The organism is Bacillus sp. JJ1773 (assembly GCF_036962035.1).
Taxonomy (GTDB): domain Bacteria; phylum Bacillota; class Bacilli; order Bacillales; family Cytobacillaceae; genus Cytobacillus.
In genome coordinates, this window is sequence record NZ_JBALNX010000002.1 from 49,283 (window position 1) to 68,893 (window position 19,611).

Genomic DNA, 19,611 nt, shown 5'->3' on the forward strand with positions numbered 1-19,611 from the left:
TCGCAATTTTGGAAAAGAAATGCAACGTCCTCCTTTCTATAATGAATGGAGGAGGGAAGGAAAATGAATTTATTCACCACAAAGAATCCATATCAGGTATATGTCAACACATGTTTCTTAGCACAATTTTTCTTTACTTTTATTTTTACAATGAACTTGTTATATCAAGTGCAAATCGTTAGGCTCACTCCAATTGAGTTAGTTTTAGTGGGAACTGTATTGGAGCTGACTGTGTTCCTTTTTGAAATTCCTACTGGGGTCATTTCGGATTTAAAAAGCCGAAAGCTTTCCATTGTTATGGGGTACTGTTTAATTGGAGTAGGATTTCTAGTGGAGGGGTTATTTCCTTTTTTTACAGCTGTCATGATTTCTCAAGTCATTTGGGGAATTGGTTATACCCTTACAAGTGGTTCACAGCAGGCGTGGATTGCAGATGCAATAGGGGAAGAACGTGCTTCTTCTGCATTTTTAACGGGTGCGAAGGCTGGTAATCTTGGACAGATGTTTGCGATTCCTTTAAGCATCTTTACTGGTTATTTTATGATTAATCTTCCTATTGTATTTGGCGGTCTATGCATGATTGGACTAAGCATTTATTTAATCCTATTTATGAAAGAAGAAAACTTTCAGCCATTAGATAATGTGAATCGAACATCAACATGGGCAAACATGAAAGGAAATATGGAGAAAATTATTGTTTATTCAAGAGCTAACTATTTGATGAGATTGCTCTTCCTTATTGCTTTGTTTGTCGGATTTTACAGCGAAGGATTTGATCGGCTATGGATTTCTCATTTCTTTGAAGCATCCAATCTAACAGCATTATCTGATCAAGGCTTAGTGATTTTAGTAGGCGGAGTCCAATTTATAGTTGTTCTACTATCATTTACAGCACTTCATTATTTAAATCGCAGCTATATTCATGAGCAGCTGAAACTCATCTATGTCTCTCTCTTTATTGGAAGCTGCCTTATTATTCTCTCATTAATAGGCTTTGCCTTCGCAACCAATATTATCAGTCTGCTCGTCTTCTATATTGTCATTCAAGTGACAAGACAATCCATGCATCCTTTAGAAGACATATGGCTTAATAAACTGATCCCTGAATCTTCTACACGGGCAACCTTCTTTTCCGTAAAAGGCCAAGTAGATGCGATTGGACAAATCAGCGGTGGGCCTTTCATTGGATTTATTGCTTCAGGCTTTACGATTAAAGCAGCCATTGTGGCTAGTGCTCTTTTATTAACACCAGTCTTATTTTTATATAAGACTGTACTAAAAAAATCTAGAGGATAATGTTCTTATCCCCTAGATTTTTCTTTTATCGGCAAATGGATTTCCATAAAGATTCGCTCATAATCCCAATAATGGCAATGTTCATCATAGTATTCAAAGTCATAGCCTCTTTCATCCACTTCATATAGCGAATTCGGAAGCCAATCTTCTAAAATATATCGCCAAGTTCCTTTAATGGCCGAAGCAAATTGTTCTTTTTCAACGAGAGGCGTTTTAAAAATGGCATAAACAGACTCGGGAACTTTAAATTTCATAAATCCACTCGGGAGTTCTGCCTGATGATCTAACTCAACCGCAAATAAATATATAAAATAATCTTGATGGATATCGTCAGTTAAATTTATACAATATTCCCCATGTTTTTTTGGAGACAATGTTTCATATAAGGCCCTTTCAACAGAACCATCATTTAGGCCATCCTGATCCCAAAAGGCTGGGGCATCCCTTGTGTAAGTAACATTTGGAACATAACTTTCAAACTTTTTTCCGGCAACCCAGAACGATTGTCTTGAAATAATCTTAGGCTGTAAAACAATACCGCCAAGATTTTTTTCAAACAAATCTTTTAAATTTAATTTCTGAGGAGGTGAAATAGGACAATGAAGCTTATATAAACTGGGTGGACTGCCAAAGCATTTCTTAAAGGCTTTTGTAAATCCAGCATGTGTTTCAAATCCATAATCTAGAGCAATTTGAAGGACCTTTTTACCTCTGGCTAATTCATATAAGGCATGTTGCAGCTTTCTTTTTACAACATAATCCATCACTGTATAACCAAGAACTTTTCGAAAAATACGGTAAAAATGAAACGGAGAATATCCCGCTATTTTAGCTAATTCCTCAGCATTTATTTCCTCTTTTATGTGTTCATCAATATAATCAATCGTTCTCTGCAATAATTCTAACTGCTGAATCTCCATCGCCAGCCCCTAAAGAATGTATGTAAAAAAGATATATTATTTTTATTAAACAGATAAACATTAGCTATTGTCAATTGATATGAATGAAAAAAAGAAGAACTCTTTAGAAGTTCTCCATTAGCCGGGAAATCTGTACAATTTAGGCATCCATTGAATTACTCCCCAAGTACTGATGCTGGAACATACACATTCTAATGGCATTATGATACTCGCCATCCACAAAAAACTCGTCAATCAATTCACCTTCAAAATGAAATCCCAGTTTTTTATAAATATGAATCGCTTTTTCATTATTTTTATCCACAATTAAATAGAGTTTGTAAAGATTTAATACAGAAAAAGCATAATCCATTGCACGATGAGTTGCTGCCTTTGCATAACCGTGTCCCTGATGATTGGGATCAATAATGATTTGGAACTCTGCCCTCCGGTGGATATAATCAATTTCTACTAATTCTACAAGACCGACCATCTCGCCGCTTTTTTCCACAATAAATCGCCGTTCACCTTGATCGTGAATATGTTTATCATACAGATCCTGCAATTCAACGAAAGCCTCATATGGTTCTTCAAACCAATAGGACATCACGTTGGCATTGATGTTTAATTTATGAACAAAAACTAAGTCGACTCTTTCCAGCGGCCTTAACCTAACCCCATCACTCATACTTCCATCCTCCGTTATCTATCTTCTTGCTTTATTTTATGACCAAATACCAATAATTATCATACATGATTTTTAATATAGTAATGGACACACGAAGGAAAAAAGTGCCAACGCACATTTTATTGTGAATTGGCACTTATATATTACTCTTAATAATTAATCTTTCTTAATCCAGTCTGAATTCTATTCAACTTTACTGCAGTTCATCACTGCGTCACTAATTATTTCCCACTCATGAATTTCCATCCCTCTTGCCTCGTGAATAATATAAGGATCTTTCTCGGCAAATGACTTTGCCTCATCCAAAGTTTCCGCTATATAGATCACCATTCCGCCTGAGCCATCTGCAAATCTTCCCCTTGCAAAGATTTTACCTTCCTTATTCATACTCTCGAGAAATTCAAGATGCTGAGGGCGATATAATTGGCTCTTTTCTTCATTTAGCATTGGCAATAAAACTGCGAAGTATTTCATATTTTAACCTGCCTTCTACACTTTTTAAGACTTGCAATGTAATCAGAAAGGATCGATGCCCTTCATTGGGCTCTTATGTTGCACATTTCCTTGAACTCCCAACAAAAACGAGTGTCATGAGAGCTTCATATTGCATATTTTCCCGATTTCCTAACGAAAACGAGCGTCATGAGGGCTTCATGGAGCGCGTTTTCTTCGCTTCCCACCTAAAACGGTCGTCATAAAACAATAATCCTTGTTCATCATTGAAGTTAAACCCATTCCCCTAATGAAGTAATTTTTTTCTATATCAATTCACTCTTCTCCTGAAACTGCTGCTTTCCTAATTCGTACCAATCGTTTCCATTACTATCAATAATCACGACTGCCGGAAATTGATCAATTTCTAATTTGTAGATCGCTTCTGGACCTAAATCATCGTACGCTACAACTTCCATTGATTTAATCGTTTTAGCAATTAACGCGCCTGATCCTCCGATAGCAGCAAAGTATACAGCCGTATTTTTCTTCATAGATTCTATGACTTCCTGGCTTCGGTAGCCTTTTCCGATCATTCCTTTCAGGCCACGATCTAAAAGAGAAGGGGTATACTTATCCATTCTGCTGCTTGTTGTCGGACCAGCAGAACCTATAACAAGACCAGGCTTTGCCGGGGTTGGCCCAACATAATAAATCGTTTGGCCAGAAATAGCAAAAGGGAGTTCTTCCCCTTTCTGAAGAGACTCTACCATTCTTTTATGAGCCGCATCTCTTGCTGTATAGATTGTTCCACTGATTAGAACACGATCTCCTGCTTTTAATGTCATTAATGTGTTTTCATCGAAAGGACTTGTAATTTGAAGAGTTGACACCTGCTTCCCTCCTATAATCGTACTTCTTTATGCCTGCTAGCATGGCAATTTAAATTGATAGCCACTGGAAGTGCAGCAATATGACATGGCTCTATTTCAATTTTGACATCGAGTGCTGTTGTATTCCCGCCAAGCCCTTGAGGTCCAATCCCAAGCTCATTAATTTTGAACATGAGTTCTTCTTCAATTTTTGAAATTTCAGGCCGTTCATTCCGATGGCCGATGGGTCTAAATAAAGATTTCTTGGCCAAATAAGCACATCTCTCAAAGTTTCCGCCAATGCCGATTCCTACAACTAAAGGAGGACACGCATTGGGACCTGCCTTTGAAACGGTATCCAGAATAAAAGCTTTGATCCCCTCCAATCCATCTGAAGGCTTCAGCATTTTCAGCGTACTCATATTTTCACTGCCTCCGCCCTTCGCAGACATATGAATGACGATTTCATCGCCAGGAACAAGCTCAATATGAATAATTGATGGAGTGTTATATCCTTTACTTTTTTCACGGGTAATCGGATGATCGACAATGGAATGCCTTAAATAGCCTTCTTCATATCCCTTTCGAACCCCTTCATTAATCGCGTCATAAATACTGCCACCCGTAATATGACAATCCTGACCAACCTCAACGATAAAAACAGAAACTCCCGTGTCTTGGCACATTGGCACTCTTTCGCTCTTAGCAATATCTGCATTCAAAATTAACTGTTCTAAAATGTCCTTCCCCGTTTCAGATGTTTCTTTTTTTAACGCTGACTGAAAGGCCCTAATCACATCTTGACCTAACTCAAAATTTGCCTCTTGGCACATGCTCGCAACCTGAGTAACGATCGCATTATAAGTGATTGTTCTCATCCATTCTCCCCCTTTCATGAAAATTGATGTTCTACTTTATTGTCTTTGACTGCTATTCTCCAAAAAAATAATAGAAGATTTATAGATGATAATTTTCTTCTCCCATTCCTTTTTTTCCTCTGGAATATCAAGAATCTTGTGCGCTCCTCGACTTTCTTTTCGAGTCATCCCTGCTAATGCTGAAGCCCACGCAGTCCGAATTTTATCCTGTATAGGTAAATTTAAGACATTTTGCTCCTCTTCCAATTCCAACGCGATAGATTCTAACTCATCTACTGCTTCCTGTAAGGACTGAATGGTTCTTTCAATTCCAACCTTTGCCCACATAATTTCCTTCATTTTCTGTATTACTTCTTGTTCCATTGTTCGTTTGCTCTCACTTACGAAGAACTCATCAACTAAACGCTTTTTGTTTTTCTGGGATTCCCACATTTCACTTGCAGCCATTTTTCCGGCACGATGCCCAAAAACTAATGCCTCCGTAAGTGATCCCCCTCCTAAACGATTAGCTCCATGCAAACCACCCGAACATTCTCCACAAGCATATAAGCCTTGCAAATTTGTCCTGCCCCATTCATCAGTCTCAATTCCTCCCATGCAATAATGCTGCACAGGACTCATGATCCAATCACCTTCATGCCCTTTTTTAAAGAGGCGATAAAGGTGGGGGCTGTCTGTTTGAATATCTTTTTCCTTCACATTTGAGAAATCAAGCAGCACTTTCCCTTGTTTGAACATGGAATAGCTTAATATATCTCTTGTTTCAAGTTCTTTTCTTGGAAATTGATCCATAAATCGGACCTGCTCTTCATTTAAAAGAATAGCTCCTTTTCCAAAAATCCTTGTCATAATATCAACATTGGCCGGAGACTTAAGCCGATACGGATAAAATTGCACAAATTCCATATCGACAAGCCTCACACCATGCCGCCAAGCCATGCCAATTCCTTCACCCGTAATATCCCTTGGATTATCTGTAGAAGAATAGAGTCCTCCAAAGCCTCCCGTAGCTAGAATAATAGCTGAAGAATAATAGACATATATATCCTTATCTCGCAAAACGACTGCCCCAGTAATCCTCTCATTCTCTTTAATCAAATCAACTAATATAGATTGCTCATGAATATCAATCCCGATTTCCCTTGCATAGCTGCCAATCGTTTTTGTTATATTTCTGCCAATGCCTTTTCCAGCGTATACCCTCCGAGGAAATGAATGTCCAGGTGTACTAACTTGCCTTTCCCTTTCAAGCTCAATCCCAAATTTGCTTTCTAGTTCGTTGACCCTGTCAGTACATTCTTCTGCAAGAATTCTAGCTAAATAACGATCAGCAACTTGTCTGCTTCCTTTAATTATGTCTTGATAAAATAGATCCAGAGAATCTCCAGGGGAAAAGATAGCAGAATGAACTCCGTCTGATATTACAGACGATCCGCCTAGCCCAGCCTTCCCCTTCGTTAAAACGGCAACAGATGCACCTTCCTCCTTTGCCGCAATCGCTGCAGCTAAAGCAGCCTGACCACCGCCAATTACAAGCACATCATAGGTAAAAGTTTGTTCTCTGCTCATTTCTTTAACCAGCTCCATAATGCGTAACGGTTAGCATCTTTATTTAACTCAGCGATCGCAGTAGTTAATGGAATTTCTTTCGGGCAAACTTGAACACAGTTTTGGGAGTTTCCGCAGTTACTTATTCCTTCTTCACCAATGATGACCTCTAGTCGTTCATGTTTTTGCTGTGCACCTGTAGGATGCATATTAAAATATTTCGTTTGTCCAAGGGCTTGAGGACCAATAAATGGTGATTTGCTGTTTACATTTGGGCATGCTTCAAGGCAGCAGCCGCAAGTCATGCATGTCGAATATTTATAGGCTTCCTGCTGATCATCAGATGAAATTAACGAACCCGCCCCCATCGCATAAGTGCCATCTATTCTGATCCAGCCTTTAATTTTTTTTAGGGCATCAAACATTCGGTCACGATTAACGACTAGATCCTTTTCCACAGGGAAGGTTTCCATCGGTTCCAAGGAGATGGGCTGTTCTAAACGATCTACCAATGTGGAGCATGCCTGCCTTACCTTTCCGTTAATCTTCATACTGCAGGCCCCACATACTTCTTCAAGGCAGTTATACTCCCAAGCAACGGACCTTACTTTTTCACCATTTGAATTAATTGGATTTCTTTGGATTTCCATTAAGGCGGAAATCACATTCATATTTTTTCGGAAAGGAATACTAAATTCTTCCCAGTAGGATTCACCATCGGATGAGTCTTTTCTTTTTATTTTTAGCCGGATATCTGTTGTAGTGGTCACCGTCATCACCTTCCTTTCTTAAACCTTTGAAGGTTCCTCATTTTTTTGCTGTTCTTCTCTAGATGTGACAATGTCGTATCTTCTTTGTCTCGGTGTGATGTATTTCAGATCAACCGGTTCATAGGATAGACTTGGACCAAATGGAGTATAGGTAGCGATCGTAGTCTTTAGCCAATTCTCGTCATCCCGTTCCGGAAATTCAGGCTTATAGTGTGCACCCCTGCTTTCATTACGGTTTAAGGCGCCTACCGTTATAACCCTAGCAAGCTCAAGCATATTTTTTAATTGACGGACAAAAGGGACAGTTCTGTTCTGCCATCTGGAAGTGTCGTCAATTCCAATATGCTTCATCCTCTCCTGAATCTCCTGCAGCTTTTCATCTGTTTTTTGCAAACGGTCATTATGTCTTACGACGGTCACGTTATCTACCATCCAATCGCTCATCTCTACATGCAATTGATATGGATTTTCCGGCCCATCCATTTTGTATATTTTTTCGATTTCTTCCTCCTGCTTTTTTTGCTCACGTTCAAAAATAGAAGAAGGAAGATTATCATATGATTCTGCAAGACCACTTACATAATTCACTGCATTTGGTCCCGCAACCATACCTCCATAAATGGCAGACACTAAAGAATTAGCGCCAAGGCGATTAGCTCCATGGAATTGATAATCGCATTCTCCACAAGCGAAAAGCCCAGGGATATTCGTCATTTGCTCATAATCAACCCAAAGTCCGCCCATAGAATAATGCATAGCCGGAAAAATTTTCATCGGCAGCTTTCGTGGGTCATCCCCAACAAACTTTTCATAGATATCGAGAATTCCGCCGAGTTTACGCTGAAGCAGTTCTGGCGGCAAATGGGATAAATCTAGATAAACCATATTTTCTCCATTAATCCCTAACTTCAGATCTACACAAACATGGAAGATTTCCCTTGTCGCAATATCTCTCGGTACTAGGTTTCCATAGGCAGGATATTTTTCCTCTAGGAAGTACCACGGCTTTCCATCGCGATACACCCAGACCCTGCCTCCCTCTCCACGAGCAGATTCAGACATGAGCCTCAGTTTATCATCTCCTGGAATAGCTGTTGGATGGATTTGAATAAACTCCCCATTTGCATATCTAGCGCCTTGCTGGTAGGCAATACTATGTGCACTTCCTGTATTAATGATAGAATTTGTACTCTTTCGGAAGATGTTTCCGATACCGCCCGAGGCAAGAATAACGGCATCAGATTTGAAAACTTGAATCTCCATTGATTTTAAATTCTGCGCCGTAATCCCCCTGCATCTTCCTTCATCATCTTTCACAAGTGAGACCAATTCCCAATATTCAAACTTTTCAACAAGTCCTTCCGCCTCATATTTTCGAACCTGTTCATCCAATGCATATAGAATTTGCTGTCCTGTCGTTGCTCCAGCAAAGGCTGTTCTTGAATATTTAGCTCCTCCCAGCCTTCTAAAATCAATATGCCCTTCTTCCGTCCTGTTGAACTGGACGCCCATTCTTGCCAGTAAATAAATAATGTCTGGTGCTGCCTCACACATCGCTTTTACCGGCGGCTGGTTAGCTAAAAAATCCCCGCCGTAAATCGTATCATCAAAATGCTCCCATACGGAGTCCCCTTCACCCTTTGTATTCACCGCACCATTTATCCCGCCCTGGGCACATACTGAATGGGAACGGCGAACAGGAACGAGGGAAAATAATTTCACTTTTCTTTTGGCTTCTGCTATTTTAATAGTCGCCATCAGCCCGGCTAGGCCGCCGCCGACAACAATGATTTCTTGATTATTCATATATATCATCCACTCTCCCGTTGTTTCTCCTGTAGAGGAATCCCTAACTAACAAATGAGATTAAGCTCCATACTCCTACTACAGCTAATACGATACATACGACTGTGCAAACTTTCCGAATGGCATTTTGCGAAGCTGGCCCAATCGTAATCCCCCAAGTAATAAGTGCTGTCGATATTCCATTTGAAAAATGGTATACCGTACTCAATACACCGGCTAAATAGAAAACAAAGATAAAAGGATTCGATAAATGTTCACTTACAAGCTGGAAATCTACCTCTATTCCCTTCAATACAGGCCCTATTCTTAATGCCCACACATGATAAATAACGAAAATAAAGGTAATGATTCCTGTCACTCTTTGCAAAACAAAGCTAATATTTCGGCCATATTTATAAACATGAGCATTCTGTGTTGAAATAAAAGATAGATAGATTCCATAAACGGCATGATACAGCAGTGGCAATGCAATAAATACTACTTCTAAGACGAGCAAAAATGGCAAGCTGGTCATAAATTGAACATGTTCATTAAATCTTGCACTTCCTTGTATCGCTAACGCGTTTCCCATAAGATGCTGAATGAGAAAAAGGCCTAGCGGGATCAAACCCGCTAGTGAATGCAGTCTTGAAAGAACAAATCTACCTTTCCTTTTGGAAGGACTCGTGAAAGACAGTGGGGTTACTGTATTTGTTTGCACGATGGTTCCCCCTCTTTTAAGGACATCCACTCTTTTACAGTCCAATCCTCTAAGTGTAAAATGGCCTTAATTTGGTCTTCTGCATTATCAATTTTCCCATAAGTCATAACCTCGAATTTCTGAATCAATTCGTCCTTGGCTGCCGGCTTTTCCGGATCCCCCTTCGGATAGTCAGTAGATTGAATGAATGTTCTGCCATCCTTTAATAGTATTTCTACCTTCGCGCCCCATTTTTCTGGATAGGCATTTTCGTAGTATGGATCGACTAGAACCTCTACTTTACTCATTAACTCTCTAATTTCTGCTGAATATAAAATCTCTTCGCTATAATCGTTAAGTGATGCCCTGCTATTAGCTGCTATAAGGGCTGCACAAAACTGGCTGCTGAATTTGGATGCATAAACGGTATTCGGATTCGGATTATCTGTGATATTTAGAACGGTTTGATATGTTTTAATGGTAATCTTTTGAAGTTGATCATGTTGGAGGGATTGTTCTTTCATAATATCTAAGACACAGTCCATTGCTGGGTGCGTATGACGGCAGGATGCATGAATTTTGAAGCTGTTCTCGATGATTTTGAATTCCTGGCCAAGATTAGTTGTTATTTTTTCAGGATCGAATTTCTCAGACATGGCATGGAAAAAGCCGCGTCTGCCTTCTAAAATTTTGCTAGCTGATGTGAAATTCTTCTTCGCTAACAAAGCCGCAACTGTTCCGTTATAAGCAGCTTTCGCTGTATGAAGCTGTTTCGTGTTTGCTCCATCCTCAATGAATTCCCATAATCCTGCCGCCTGTGTTCCTGCATTCCCTAATGCATAGGCTGTTTGTTCGATTGAGAGATTTAACAGCTTTGCTACAGCCGCTGCAGAGCCAAACGTTCCACATGTTGCGGTATTATGCCAATAGTAGTAGTGGGAGGGGGAAACCGCTTCACCAATTCTGTAGCAAATTTCATATCCTGCTACAACAGCTGTAATTAAGTCTTTTCCACTTAAATTGTACCCTTCTGCAACAGCAACCGCTGCAGGAATAACGACTGTTCCAGCGTGGATAATGGAGGATTTATGAATATCATCCAATTCAACAATGTGGCTTGAAGCGGCATTTACTAAGCACGCATTCCCGATCGAGGACTTTCCTCCTGTAATGAGAGTTGCCTGCTCATGACCGCCCCATTCCTCTATCAATTCCTTTATCGATTGAATAGGCTTTTCATCTTTACCTGCTAAAGCAGAACCATACCAATCAAGAATACATAGCTTTGTAAACTCAACAACCTCTGAAGGCAAATCCTCATATTTAAGTTTAGTGGCATACTCAGCTAACGTCTTCGTTAATGTCATTTCACTTCACCCACTTTTACATTTAATACCGTTTGCAACACTTGAATCATATCATCATAGTGATCAACTACATGAGCTCCCGCCTCTTTCAGGGCCTGGATCTTAAGGGATGGGCGCCCTACATTTCCTGAAATCATGGCTCCTGCATGCCCAAAAACCGTCCCTTCAGGCATTGACTCAGTAAACTTGCCGGCAACAAACGAAATGAGAGGCTTTGTAAATCCTCCTTCTTGTAAAAATTGAGCCGCTTCTTCTTCGAAGGAAGTTCCTGGTTCAGAATAAGTGATCACTGCTTCCGTTTCATCATCTTTTTCAAACAAAGCGAGCAAATCCTTTATTGTCGTCCCTATTAAACTATCACCGCCAATCCCAACACTTGTTGAAACGCCAAACCCTGCCCGTTTCACCATCCATGAGGTTTCAGCAGTCATCCCTCCGCTCCTGGATATAACCCCGACACTGCCCGGAATGAAGCAACGTTCTGGACGATCTCCGCCAATCGAGCCCATTTTGATTTTGTCCTTTGGATTAATCAGACCAACCGTATTAGGTCCGATAATCGTAACCTTTTCTTTTTTCGCTGCGAATAACAGTTTTACTACGTCATGCTGAGGAATATTTTCTGTCGTTACGACAATAAGCTTGATCCCATTTGCAATCGCTTCAAGTACAGCATCTAGAGTAAATGCTGGAGGAACGACAATTAAACTCGCATTTACTTGATGATTTTTAACAGCCTCGGCCAATGTATCGTATACAGGAACACCCTGGACAAACTGTCCTCCTTTTCCAGGTGTTACTCCAGCATAAATAGCTGTACCATAGGAAAGTGTATGGGTAACAATCATGGAAGCCTCTCTGCCTGTAATCCCCTGAACAACTAGACGAGTCTGTTTATCTACTAGAATAGCCATTTACAAAACCTCCTCTAATTTCTTAACCATTTCAGCCGCCGCTTCCTCAATTGTTCGATCTTCTCCATAATAAGTAATTCCAGCTTCAAGGAAGATTCTTTTTCCTTCCTCGTCATTTACCCCTGCTTCCCGGACAACGATTGGGAAGTGCTCTGGATTAATGTTTAGTTCTTGAATCGCATTGACGATTCCTCTTGCCATTACGTCAATTTGTGTATTATTCGTTATGTTATGGGCTACAAATAAACCTTTTACTCCTTCTTTGGAGAGAATCCCTTTTGTTAATGCCGTCACTTTTTCCTCAGAAGGATTTCCTCCTGTTTCTGTATAATTAGCCGGCTGTGCTCCTAAATGGACGAGTGCATCGAAGCTCAGCAGACTGCCTCCTCCACCGCCGCACATGAATCCAATGTCTCCTCCCTCCATTTCCGTGTACCGGGCTGTCCCGCGGTAATCTGCATCATTGACCTTAACCATTTCTTTTTCCAATTCAGTAAGCGGTCTCCATGATCTTTCACTGCCTGATTCCACAAGTCCATCAAGCTCTGGGTGCCTGTAAAGTGCGGCATCATCTACCCCCATTACAGAGGCTGCTGCTATCACATCCTCACCCTTTGTTAGCACTAGCGGATTAATCTCAAGAATATAACAATCGTATTTTGTAAAAACATCATACAGTTTACAAAGGATGGCAGATGCTTTAATAAGAGGTTTTCCTATAACGCCTAGTCTGCTCCATATTTCCTTTGCTTGATAAGGATGGAGGGAAGAAAATGGCTCAACATGATAAATAACAACCTTTTGTGGGGCATCCCTTACTAGATCCTCTACCTCGACTCCGCCTTCTGTCGTGGCTATGATGACTGGCTGCTGTTTTTGGGGATCAATCGTAATGGAAACATACCATTCTTCATCTATATCAATCTTGTTTTCTAGAAGGACTTTTTCTACAGGGTAGTTTCTAACGACCATTTGAAAAAGTTCATCTGCTTTCGTCTTTGCTTCTTCAACCGTATCCGCAAATTTAATGGCACCTGCTTTACCTCTTTTTCCAACTGGGACTAGAGCCTTTAATACCTTTGGTTCCGATATATGCTCCTCTCCAATTTCTGCACTTGAACTAATAACCGAATGTCCTGGAATAGGAATTCCATTTTCTTTAAGAATTGTTTTACTCGCATCCTCTAACATTCTTCCCATGCCGTTTCCCTCCCGTTTTAGGATATTGGATCCAATTTTATTGTAAAAAAACTTCAAAGCCGATTATCCTTATCATCCTCCAAGCTTTGAATTAATTGTTCACCTGTTCTAAAGATATGTTTTGAAACAAGTGCGGCTGCAGTTTCTTTGTTTCCACTAATAACAGCCTCAAGAATTTCCCTATGCTCATGATTAGACGTTTCCATTTTCCCCTTTATTAAATGAGGGGTCTGCTGCGGGAATCCACTCCATAACGTCCCGATAAAAGAATTTAGTCTTTCCCATTTACAGCGCCTAACAAGGAGCCGATGGAAATCAATATTATGCTGAATAAACTCATCAACATCCACAGCAGATTCCATTTTCTCTACAAGATCGGATAACTCATTTTTATCCTCTTCTGTAAGGAGATCCATGCTTTTATATACAGCCATTTTTTCAAGCTCTGCTCTGAGTGCGTAAATTTCTTCTATATCCTCAATGTTGATTGATTTTACAACAGCTCCTTTATGAGGCTCCAGAAGGATCAGCCCTTCGGATTCCAATTTTCGAAAGGCCTCCCTCACTGGCATGCGGCTTACTCCCAATTTATCAGCTAAATCCGATTGCTTTAATCTTTCTCCCGGCCTGAAATCCCCCCTGATAATCGCTTCTCTTAAAATATTGCATACCTTTAAATGTAAAGTGTCTCTGTTCTCTATGCGCAATTCTGACATTTTCGGCTACCTTTCTTTTTACATTTTTATAAATCCTTACAATAAACCAATCCAGTTCCACCATGTTGCTGCGGTTAATACGGTCACAGCTATCATCGCTATAGTCATCCATAACCCAGGAATTAAAAAATCCTTCTGCTGAATTTGTCCAGTACTGTGGACAACAATATTAGGTGTTGCTTCTACTACAAGAATATAGCCATGCAGACAAGCAAGTGAAGCAGTGACACAGATTAAAACAGGATCTGCACCAGCTGTTGTTGCTAGCCCTATAAATATTGGAATGAGAATCACCACAGCTGTCGATACGTTGGCAACGACTAAATGTAAAACTTGTGTAATGACTAAGACAGAAAAAACAGCTAAAATAGGCGAGCGAAGGAGATCAATGAACCAGCCAGCTGTTAAACTGCCGCCAATCAATTCGGTTGCTCCCGAATGATTAAATGCATATCCTAAAGATAAAGTAACCCCCATGAGTAAAATGGTATCGAAATTTATTTTCACCATACTTTCCCACTTTGAGCAGCCAATTCCTGGGAAAGCCATTAAAATTGCCCCTAAAAGTGCTGGGATGCTAGGATGCAATCCGTGAAAAGGCTCTGTAAACCATAACCCTACAATTAAAATGAGAATCGCGATGCATTTTTTTTCTTGAACATTTAAGCTTCCAAGCTCATCTAATTTCTTTTTCATTTCTTCCTTCACATGTGGAAAATCCTTATTTTCTGGCTGCAATGCAAAGCTTTTTAATAGAACGAACCAAACTACCGGAATAAGCAGGAGCCAAATTGGTACTGTGTACAGGAACCATTGAAAATAAGTTATTTGAATTCCGAGGAATTCTTTTAATAACTCAACAGTTAAAATATTGCCAATGGCTGCAGTCATGACAACAGTCCCGCTGATTGTCCCTCCAAAAGCTACGGCTAACATAATCATTTTCCGCAGATTCCCATTTTCCTTTACCTCTATTGTGTCGAGAGTCATCATTGCAACTGGAATAAGAAGGGTTGCTCTAACAGCTACAGCAGGTATAAAGAAAGCCTGAATTTGCGGAATGATAATAATACTTCCTACTAATCCTTTTGCCGTTCCTCCCCATTTCGCCAGGATAAAATAGGCGAGTCTTTTGGCGAGAGGGGTGTCATTAACCCCGATCGCAAGCATCATCCCACCGATAATCAGAAATACGGCAGGGGATGAAAATCCGCTATATACCACTTCTTTTGGGACAATCTCAAAAACCGTCATTAAGATAAGCAATAGGACGGCTGTCACTCCTAATGGAACAGGTTCAAACGTCCAATAGAGAACACTCATACCTAAAAGCCCAAGCATGATTTTTGCTGTGTCACTATAATTTTCCGGGAGTATGAAATAAATAGCGGCCATGATAATAACGCCTAAAACAAGCGTAAAGACCTTTGACCTATCAATGGGAATTGAACTAGATTGTTTTGAACTTGGAACTACATGTACTTTTCTTTTTGCATTTGGAGAACCCATACTACTCTCCCACTTTCATTGAAAAAGCTATGAGCTTATTTCATGTTCTACTCCCTAATAAATAGGATTACTTATTTTTGAAGGCTTGCATTGTTTAATAAATTCACTTAAATCATCTAATTCTTCAAATCGATATACGTAATCAATTAGCCTGTTCTTAGATTCTTCACTTATGATCCTTCCTGTTACATCCAAAAACTTATCCTTTAGTTGCTGATCAGTCATCGGAACATCCATACTGCCAATGGCATGCTCTACAAAATACCTAATCTCACGTCCATCTATCAGGGTGACTGTGACTATGGCTTGATCTTCCTTCATTTTTTCATCAATCGTAAGCGCGATTTTTGACCTAAGCTCTTTAATCTTTGGATCATTTACAAATTCATCTGAAAACTCATGAACACTTGCCTTTAAATTTAGAAATCCTGCAGCGACACAGTGGAAAACACTGAACTTCCCTTCAAGACCTGTCATAATTTCTGTTTTTCCTGTTAACTCTTTTACGAGTGGATGGCCGGTAAGACTAATGGATGCAACTTCCTCTGCCTGTAACTGGTGTTCCCTCTGAATGTTGATGATTCCATCGATAGCTGGGTGTGTTACGATTCCGCTTGCAAATGGTTTATAGGAGTTCTTTTCAATTTCCCATGATTGCCCCCATCCTTCAGTTAGAAGCTCTAGTTTATTTTCTTCCGACAATACATGAATAAAGCCCCGTTCAGCCTCTAAAGCCTTTGTTGAGCTTGTAAACCCTTCTCCTGCAATAAGTGCGGCGAGCATTCCATTCATGGCGGCTTTTCCTGGGTGATAAGGTTTAGTCATCGTTCCAAACATTTCCCTTAAACCAGTTGGGTCAGTTGCGGCAATTCCAATGGCATAGGCTGTTTTTTCCTCATCAAGACCGAGTAGTTTGCATATAGCAACAGCTGCTCCAATTCCCCCGACACTTCCAGTGATATGCCAGCCCCTCCAATAATGGGATGGATAAATGGCTTTTGCTAATCTTGCTTGAACCTCGCAGCCAATGATAAATGCCTCTAATACCTCTTTCCCTGTTCTTTTATGGTGCTCGGCAAAAGCTAAAATAGCAGGAAAAACAGGTGCAGATGGGTGAAGGACTGTTTCCAGCAGCGTATCATCGAAATCAAATATATGTGATGACATTCCATTTAATAATGCAGCAAACAGCATATCCGTTTTTTCGTTTCTTCCTAAAATAGTTGCCTGAGGAGTACTTTCCATCATTTTCGAAACAGCTAGCACTTTATCCATCGATTCATGGTTAGCTGCTCCAATTGCTACACCCAGCCAATTCAGAAGACTTCGTTTTGTTTCATAAATGGCATTTTCGCTAATATCTTCATAGTTTGTTTGTTTAATATGGGATACTAATTCGTTAGTTATCATCGAAATCATTGCCTCCTAATGACTTTATTTACCCGAATACTGTAATAGACCTTTTGCTTTCTTATAAACAGGGTAGTCTACTAGTTTATTTCTAACTGAAATTGAGGCTATTCCCTTCAGTTCTGCTTCCTCAAATGCCTTCACAATTTCCATTGCTTCTTCTATCTCCTCTGACTCTGGAGTGAAAACTCGGTGAATAGATTCAAGCTGCTTTGGATGGATGGCTAACTTTGCTTTAAACCCAGATCTTCTTGCACGAACAGCCTCATTAGTTAATCCTTCATCATTTGCTAAATCTGGATATACTGCATCTACCGGATTTCCGATTCCTGCTGCTCTTGATGCATTGACAATTTGGGATCTTGCATAAATGAGTTCCTCGCCGCTGGCTGTCAATTCACAATCAAGATCGAGACAGTAATCAATCGAACCAAATACTAGCCGTGGAATGAAATGATGCGCATTTGCGATATCAAAAGCAAAATGAACCCCCTTTGCGGTTTCAATAAGCGGCAATACCTCAAATGGACATTCAGCTTTTTCCAATCTTTCAAAGCGTTCAATCACTGTTTGACATATGACCTTCATGTTACTGCCATTTTCTGATTTGGGCACAATAATTCCTGCTGCACCTGCGTCAACAGCAGCCTCAACATCCGCTCTCCATAAAGGAGTTGTAATATCATTGATCCGAACATAAATATCCTTTTCTTGCGGGTTATTAATAAGGAAATTTTTTACTCTTTCTCTTGCAATATCTTTTTCACTAATTGCCACTGCATCCTCTAAATCAAAAATCACACAATCAGCTTCACTGGCAATTGCCTTGCCCATCATTTTTTCAGAAGTTGCAGGAACAAATAAGTAGGATCGCTTTATTTTCATATAACTTTCTCCCTTTATGGATATTGGATCCAAATTTTTTATAAAAAGTTGGCAGAGCTATGAAAAATTAGCTCTACCGTAATGGGTTCAATTAATCTTCTATAAATTCCAGGAGCTTATTTCCAGCCCTCATAATGTGATTTTCGACCAATAATCTTAATTTTATTGGATCATTCTCATCTAAAGCCTTAAGCATATTTTTATGCTCCTGATTAGAAACTACGACAGTATTTGGGATTAATATTGGAACGTACGCCGGATATCCCTCAATTAATTCCTTGGTAAGGATTTTTATCTTTTTCCACTTACAACCTTTTTGCAATAATGAGTGAAACTGCTGATTATGGTTCATGTAAGAGTCCATATTGTTCGTTTCAATATCATGATCCATGGACTCGACAAGTGTTTGGAGTTCCGCTTTATCCTTTTTCGTTAAAAAATTCATTGATTTTTGCACAGTAATTCCTTCTAATAAAGATCTTAAATAATAAAGCTCTTCAATATCCTCATTACTAACTCCAATAACCTGTGCCCCTTTGTGAGGAAAAAATATCACTAGCCCTTCCCTTTCAAGGCAACGCAATGCCTCCCTCACCGGCATTCTGCTTACACCAAGCTTTGTTGCCAATTCATCCTGGATTAATCTTTCTCCAGGCTTAAATTGCTGTGTAAAAATGGCTTCCCTTATCATTGCTGTCACTTTTTCCTGCAATGTAAGAAAATCATTTGACTGTTTCATGAAAGAACCCCTCATCGACAACACACTTTATTTATTTTGCTAGAAATAAAGAAATTTGCGGGAAAATAACGACCAATATTAAAGCAACGACCATAAGGACAAAGAATGGGGCAACACCTTTTACGACCTCCCCAACCTTTTCTCGAGTGATTCCACTGACTACGAATAAATTTAATCCGACTGGAGGAGTAATCATTGCAATTTCCATATTAATTGTCATAATAATCGCAAAATGGATGATATTAATGTCAAATATCACAAGGACAGGAAGTAAAATAGGCAAAGTTATCAAAATAATCGCTACTGCTTCTAAGAACATGCCTAGTACAAAGAACATGAGATTGACGCCAATCATGAATATCCATTTATTAGAAGAGCTTTCCTCAATCCAAGCAGCAAAATTTTGCGGTACTTGTTCAGTCGTTAAGAACATTCCAAAAATCATCGCGGAGGCAATGACTAGAAAGATCATAGCTGTAATATTTATTGATTCCTTTAAAATTTCTCTAAATTTAGGGAATGTCATCTCCTTATATATAAATACAGAAACAATGACTCCATATAAACAGGAAACGAATGCAGCCTCGGTTGGTGTTACAATCCCCGAGTAAATTCCGCCAAGAATAATAACTGGCAACAAAAAGCCCCAAATCGCTTTATATGATTTTTTCCACCTTACATCCATCGGCTCTTTCGGCAATTGTCCATAATTATTAATTCTTGCATTAACAATTGCTGACACTAGCAAGATTCCACCTAACATAAGACCTGGAAGAACCCCTGCAGCAAACAGCTTTCCTACAGATTCCTCTGCTACCGATGCGTAAATGATCAATGGAATAGATGGGGGAATCAAAATTCCGAGCGTTCCTGCCGCTGCTACTAACCCCATAGCATATCGTTTGCTATAGCCCGCTTTAATCATTCCAGGAATCATGATACTGCCTATCGCAGCAGCTGTCGCTGGGCTGGAGCCTGAAATAGCAGCAAAAATCATACAAGC

General features: G+C 39.8%; 19 protein-coding genes. 1 reads left to right on the forward strand and 18 read right to left on the reverse strand.

Going from position 1 to position 19,611, the window contains the following annotated elements; genetic code table 11:
• Nucleotides 1–63: 63 nt before the first annotated feature.
• Nucleotides 64–1,296 carry an MFS transporter gene (locus tag V7127_RS00460; RefSeq protein ID WP_335344369.1) on the forward strand — a complete coding sequence of 411 codons (1,233 nt, stop codon included), beginning with the start codon at nucleotides 64–66 and terminating at the stop codon, nucleotides 1,294–1,296.
• Nucleotides 1,297–1,301: 5 nt separating this feature from the next.
• On the opposite strand, the gene V7127_RS00465 is transcribed toward V7127_RS00460, so the two are convergent.
• The 18 genes from V7127_RS00465 to V7127_RS00550 form a co-directional block, all read right to left on the reverse strand.
• On the reverse strand, nucleotides 1,302–2,216 hold the full coding sequence (locus V7127_RS00465; RefSeq protein WP_335344368.1) for an AraC family transcriptional regulator: 915 nt from the start codon (nucleotides 2,214–2,216) through the stop codon (nucleotides 1,302–1,304).
• Nucleotides 2,217–2,355: 139 nt separating this feature from the next.
• Complete coding sequence (gene speG / locus V7127_RS00470; protein WP_335344367.1) at nucleotides 2,356–2,883, reverse strand: spermidine N1-acetyltransferase; 528 nt, start codon at nucleotides 2,881–2,883, stop codon at nucleotides 2,356–2,358.
• A gap of 183 nt (nucleotides 2,884–3,066) precedes the next feature.
• Nucleotides 3,067–3,357, reverse strand: coding sequence for a YciI family protein (locus V7127_RS00475; protein ID WP_335344366.1), 291 nt, complete (start codon nucleotides 3,355–3,357; stop codon nucleotides 3,067–3,069).
• A gap of 284 nt (nucleotides 3,358–3,641) precedes the next feature.
• A complete protein-coding gene (locus tag V7127_RS00480; protein WP_335344365.1) occupies nucleotides 3,642–4,208 on the reverse strand; it encodes a Fe-S-containing hydro-lyase in 567 nt (188 codons plus the stop codon).
• An 11-nt stretch (nucleotides 4,209–4,219) separates the two neighbouring features.
• Complete coding sequence (locus tag V7127_RS00485) at nucleotides 4,220–5,065, reverse strand: fumarate hydratase (protein WP_335344364.1); 846 nt, start codon at nucleotides 5,063–5,065, stop codon at nucleotides 4,220–4,222.
• A gap of 36 nt (nucleotides 5,066–5,101) precedes the next feature.
• Nucleotides 5,102–6,634 carry an FAD-dependent oxidoreductase gene (locus V7127_RS00490; protein WP_335344363.1) on the reverse strand — a complete coding sequence of 511 codons (1,533 nt, stop codon included), beginning with the start codon at nucleotides 6,632–6,634 and terminating at the stop codon, nucleotides 5,102–5,104.
• On the reverse strand, nucleotides 6,631–7,389 hold the full coding sequence (gene sdhB / locus V7127_RS00495) for a succinate dehydrogenase iron-sulfur subunit (protein WP_438823951.1): 759 nt from the start codon (nucleotides 7,387–7,389) through the stop codon (nucleotides 6,631–6,633). Before sdhB ends, V7127_RS00490 begins: the two co-directional genes overlap by 4 nt.
• Before the next feature lie 12 nt (nucleotides 7,390–7,401).
• On the reverse strand, nucleotides 7,402–9,189 hold the full coding sequence (sdhA, locus tag V7127_RS00500; protein WP_335344361.1) for a succinate dehydrogenase flavoprotein subunit: 1,788 nt from the start codon (nucleotides 9,187–9,189) through the stop codon (nucleotides 7,402–7,404).
• A 43-nt stretch (nucleotides 9,190–9,232) separates the two neighbouring features.
• On the reverse strand, nucleotides 9,233–9,889 hold the full coding sequence (locus V7127_RS00505; RefSeq protein WP_438823948.1) for a succinate dehydrogenase cytochrome b558 subunit: 657 nt from the start codon (nucleotides 9,887–9,889) through the stop codon (nucleotides 9,233–9,235).
• Nucleotides 9,871–11,235 carry an MmgE/PrpD family protein gene (locus V7127_RS00510; RefSeq protein WP_335344360.1) on the reverse strand — a complete coding sequence of 455 codons (1,365 nt, stop codon included), beginning with the start codon at nucleotides 11,233–11,235 and terminating at the stop codon, nucleotides 9,871–9,873. The genes V7127_RS00505 and V7127_RS00510 overlap by 19 nt, the downstream gene beginning before the upstream one ends.
• Nucleotides 11,232–12,149, reverse strand: coding sequence for a succinate--CoA ligase subunit alpha (locus V7127_RS00515; protein ID WP_335344359.1), 918 nt, complete (start codon nucleotides 12,147–12,149; stop codon nucleotides 11,232–11,234). Before V7127_RS00515 ends, V7127_RS00510 begins: the two co-directional genes overlap by 4 nt.
• Entirely contained in the window at nucleotides 12,150–13,349 is a 1,200-nt protein-coding gene (locus V7127_RS00520) for an ATP-grasp domain-containing protein (protein ID WP_335482863.1), read from the reverse strand.
• A 53-nt stretch (nucleotides 13,350–13,402) separates the two neighbouring features.
• On the reverse strand, nucleotides 13,403–14,065 hold the full coding sequence (locus tag V7127_RS00525; protein WP_335344357.1) for a GntR family transcriptional regulator: 663 nt from the start codon (nucleotides 14,063–14,065) through the stop codon (nucleotides 13,403–13,405).
• 36 nt (nucleotides 14,066–14,101) lie between these two features.
• Nucleotides 14,102–15,574 carry an SLC13 family permease gene (locus tag V7127_RS00530; protein ID WP_335344356.1) on the reverse strand — a complete coding sequence of 491 codons (1,473 nt, stop codon included), beginning with the start codon at nucleotides 15,572–15,574 and terminating at the stop codon, nucleotides 14,102–14,104.
• Between the two features lie 54 nt (nucleotides 15,575–15,628).
• Complete coding sequence (locus V7127_RS00535; protein WP_335344355.1) at nucleotides 15,629–16,984, reverse strand: MmgE/PrpD family protein; 1,356 nt, start codon at nucleotides 16,982–16,984, stop codon at nucleotides 15,629–15,631.
• 24 nt (nucleotides 16,985–17,008) lie between these two features.
• Nucleotides 17,009–17,869, reverse strand: a complete 861-nt coding sequence (locus tag V7127_RS00540) for an HpcH/HpaI aldolase/citrate lyase family protein (RefSeq protein WP_335344354.1) — start codon at nucleotides 17,867–17,869, stop codon at nucleotides 17,009–17,011.
• Nucleotides 17,870–17,960: 91 nt separating this feature from the next.
• A complete protein-coding gene (locus tag V7127_RS00545; protein WP_335344353.1) occupies nucleotides 17,961–18,608 on the reverse strand; it encodes a GntR family transcriptional regulator in 648 nt (215 codons plus the stop codon).
• 31 nt (nucleotides 18,609–18,639) lie between these two features.
• The coding region (locus tag V7127_RS00550) for a TRAP transporter large permease (protein WP_335482865.1) at nucleotides 18,640–19,611 on the reverse strand (972 nt) is incomplete at its 5' end.

Coding starts and splice junctions, on each gene's coding strand:
- V7127_RS00515 (WP_335344359.1), bottom strand. CDS start 12,149: ATGGCTATTCTAGTAGATAAACAGACTCGTCTAGTTGTTCAGGGGATT.
- V7127_RS00525 (WP_335344357.1), bottom strand. CDS start 14,065: ATGTCAGAATTGCGCATAGAGAACAGAGACACTTTACATTTAAAGGTA.
- V7127_RS00475 (WP_335344366.1), bottom strand. CDS start 3,357: ATGAAATACTTCGCAGTTTTATTGCCAATGCTAAATGAAGAAAAGAGC.
- sdhB (WP_438823951.1), bottom strand. CDS start 7,389: ATGACGGTGACCACTACAACAGATATCCGGCTAAAAATAAAAAGAAAA.
- V7127_RS00465 (WP_335344368.1), bottom strand. CDS start 2,216: ATGGAGATTCAGCAGTTAGAATTATTGCAGAGAACGATTGATTATATT.
- V7127_RS00545 (WP_335344353.1), bottom strand. CDS start 18,608: ATGAAACAGTCAAATGATTTTCTTACATTGCAGGAAAAAGTGACAGCA.
- V7127_RS00485 (WP_335344364.1), bottom strand. CDS start 5,065: ATGAGAACAATCACTTATAATGCGATCGTTACTCAGGTTGCGAGCATG.
- V7127_RS00460 (WP_335344369.1), top strand. CDS start 64: ATGAATTTATTCACCACAAAGAATCCATATCAGGTATATGTCAACACA.
- V7127_RS00530 (WP_335344356.1), bottom strand. CDS start 15,574: ATGGGTTCTCCAAATGCAAAAAGAAAAGTACATGTAGTTCCAAGTTCA.
- V7127_RS00490 (WP_335344363.1), bottom strand. CDS start 6,634: ATGAGCAGAGAACAAACTTTTACCTATGATGTGCTTGTAATTGGCGGT.
- V7127_RS00540 (WP_335344354.1), bottom strand. CDS start 17,869: ATGAAAATAAAGCGATCCTACTTATTTGTTCCTGCAACTTCTGAAAAA.
- V7127_RS00510 (WP_335344360.1), bottom strand. CDS start 11,235: ATGACATTAACGAAGACGTTAGCTGAGTATGCCACTAAACTTAAATAT.
- sdhA (WP_335344361.1), bottom strand. CDS start 9,189: ATGAATAATCAAGAAATCATTGTTGTCGGCGGCGGCCTAGCCGGGCTG.
- speG (WP_335344367.1), bottom strand. CDS start 2,883: ATGAGTGATGGGGTTAGGTTAAGGCCGCTGGAAAGAGTCGACTTAGTT.
- V7127_RS00535 (WP_335344355.1), bottom strand. CDS start 16,984: ATGATAACTAACGAATTAGTATCCCATATTAAACAAACAAACTATGAA.
- V7127_RS00520 (WP_335482863.1), bottom strand. CDS start 13,349: ATGGGAAGAATGTTAGAGGATGCGAGTAAAACAATTCTTAAAGAAAAT.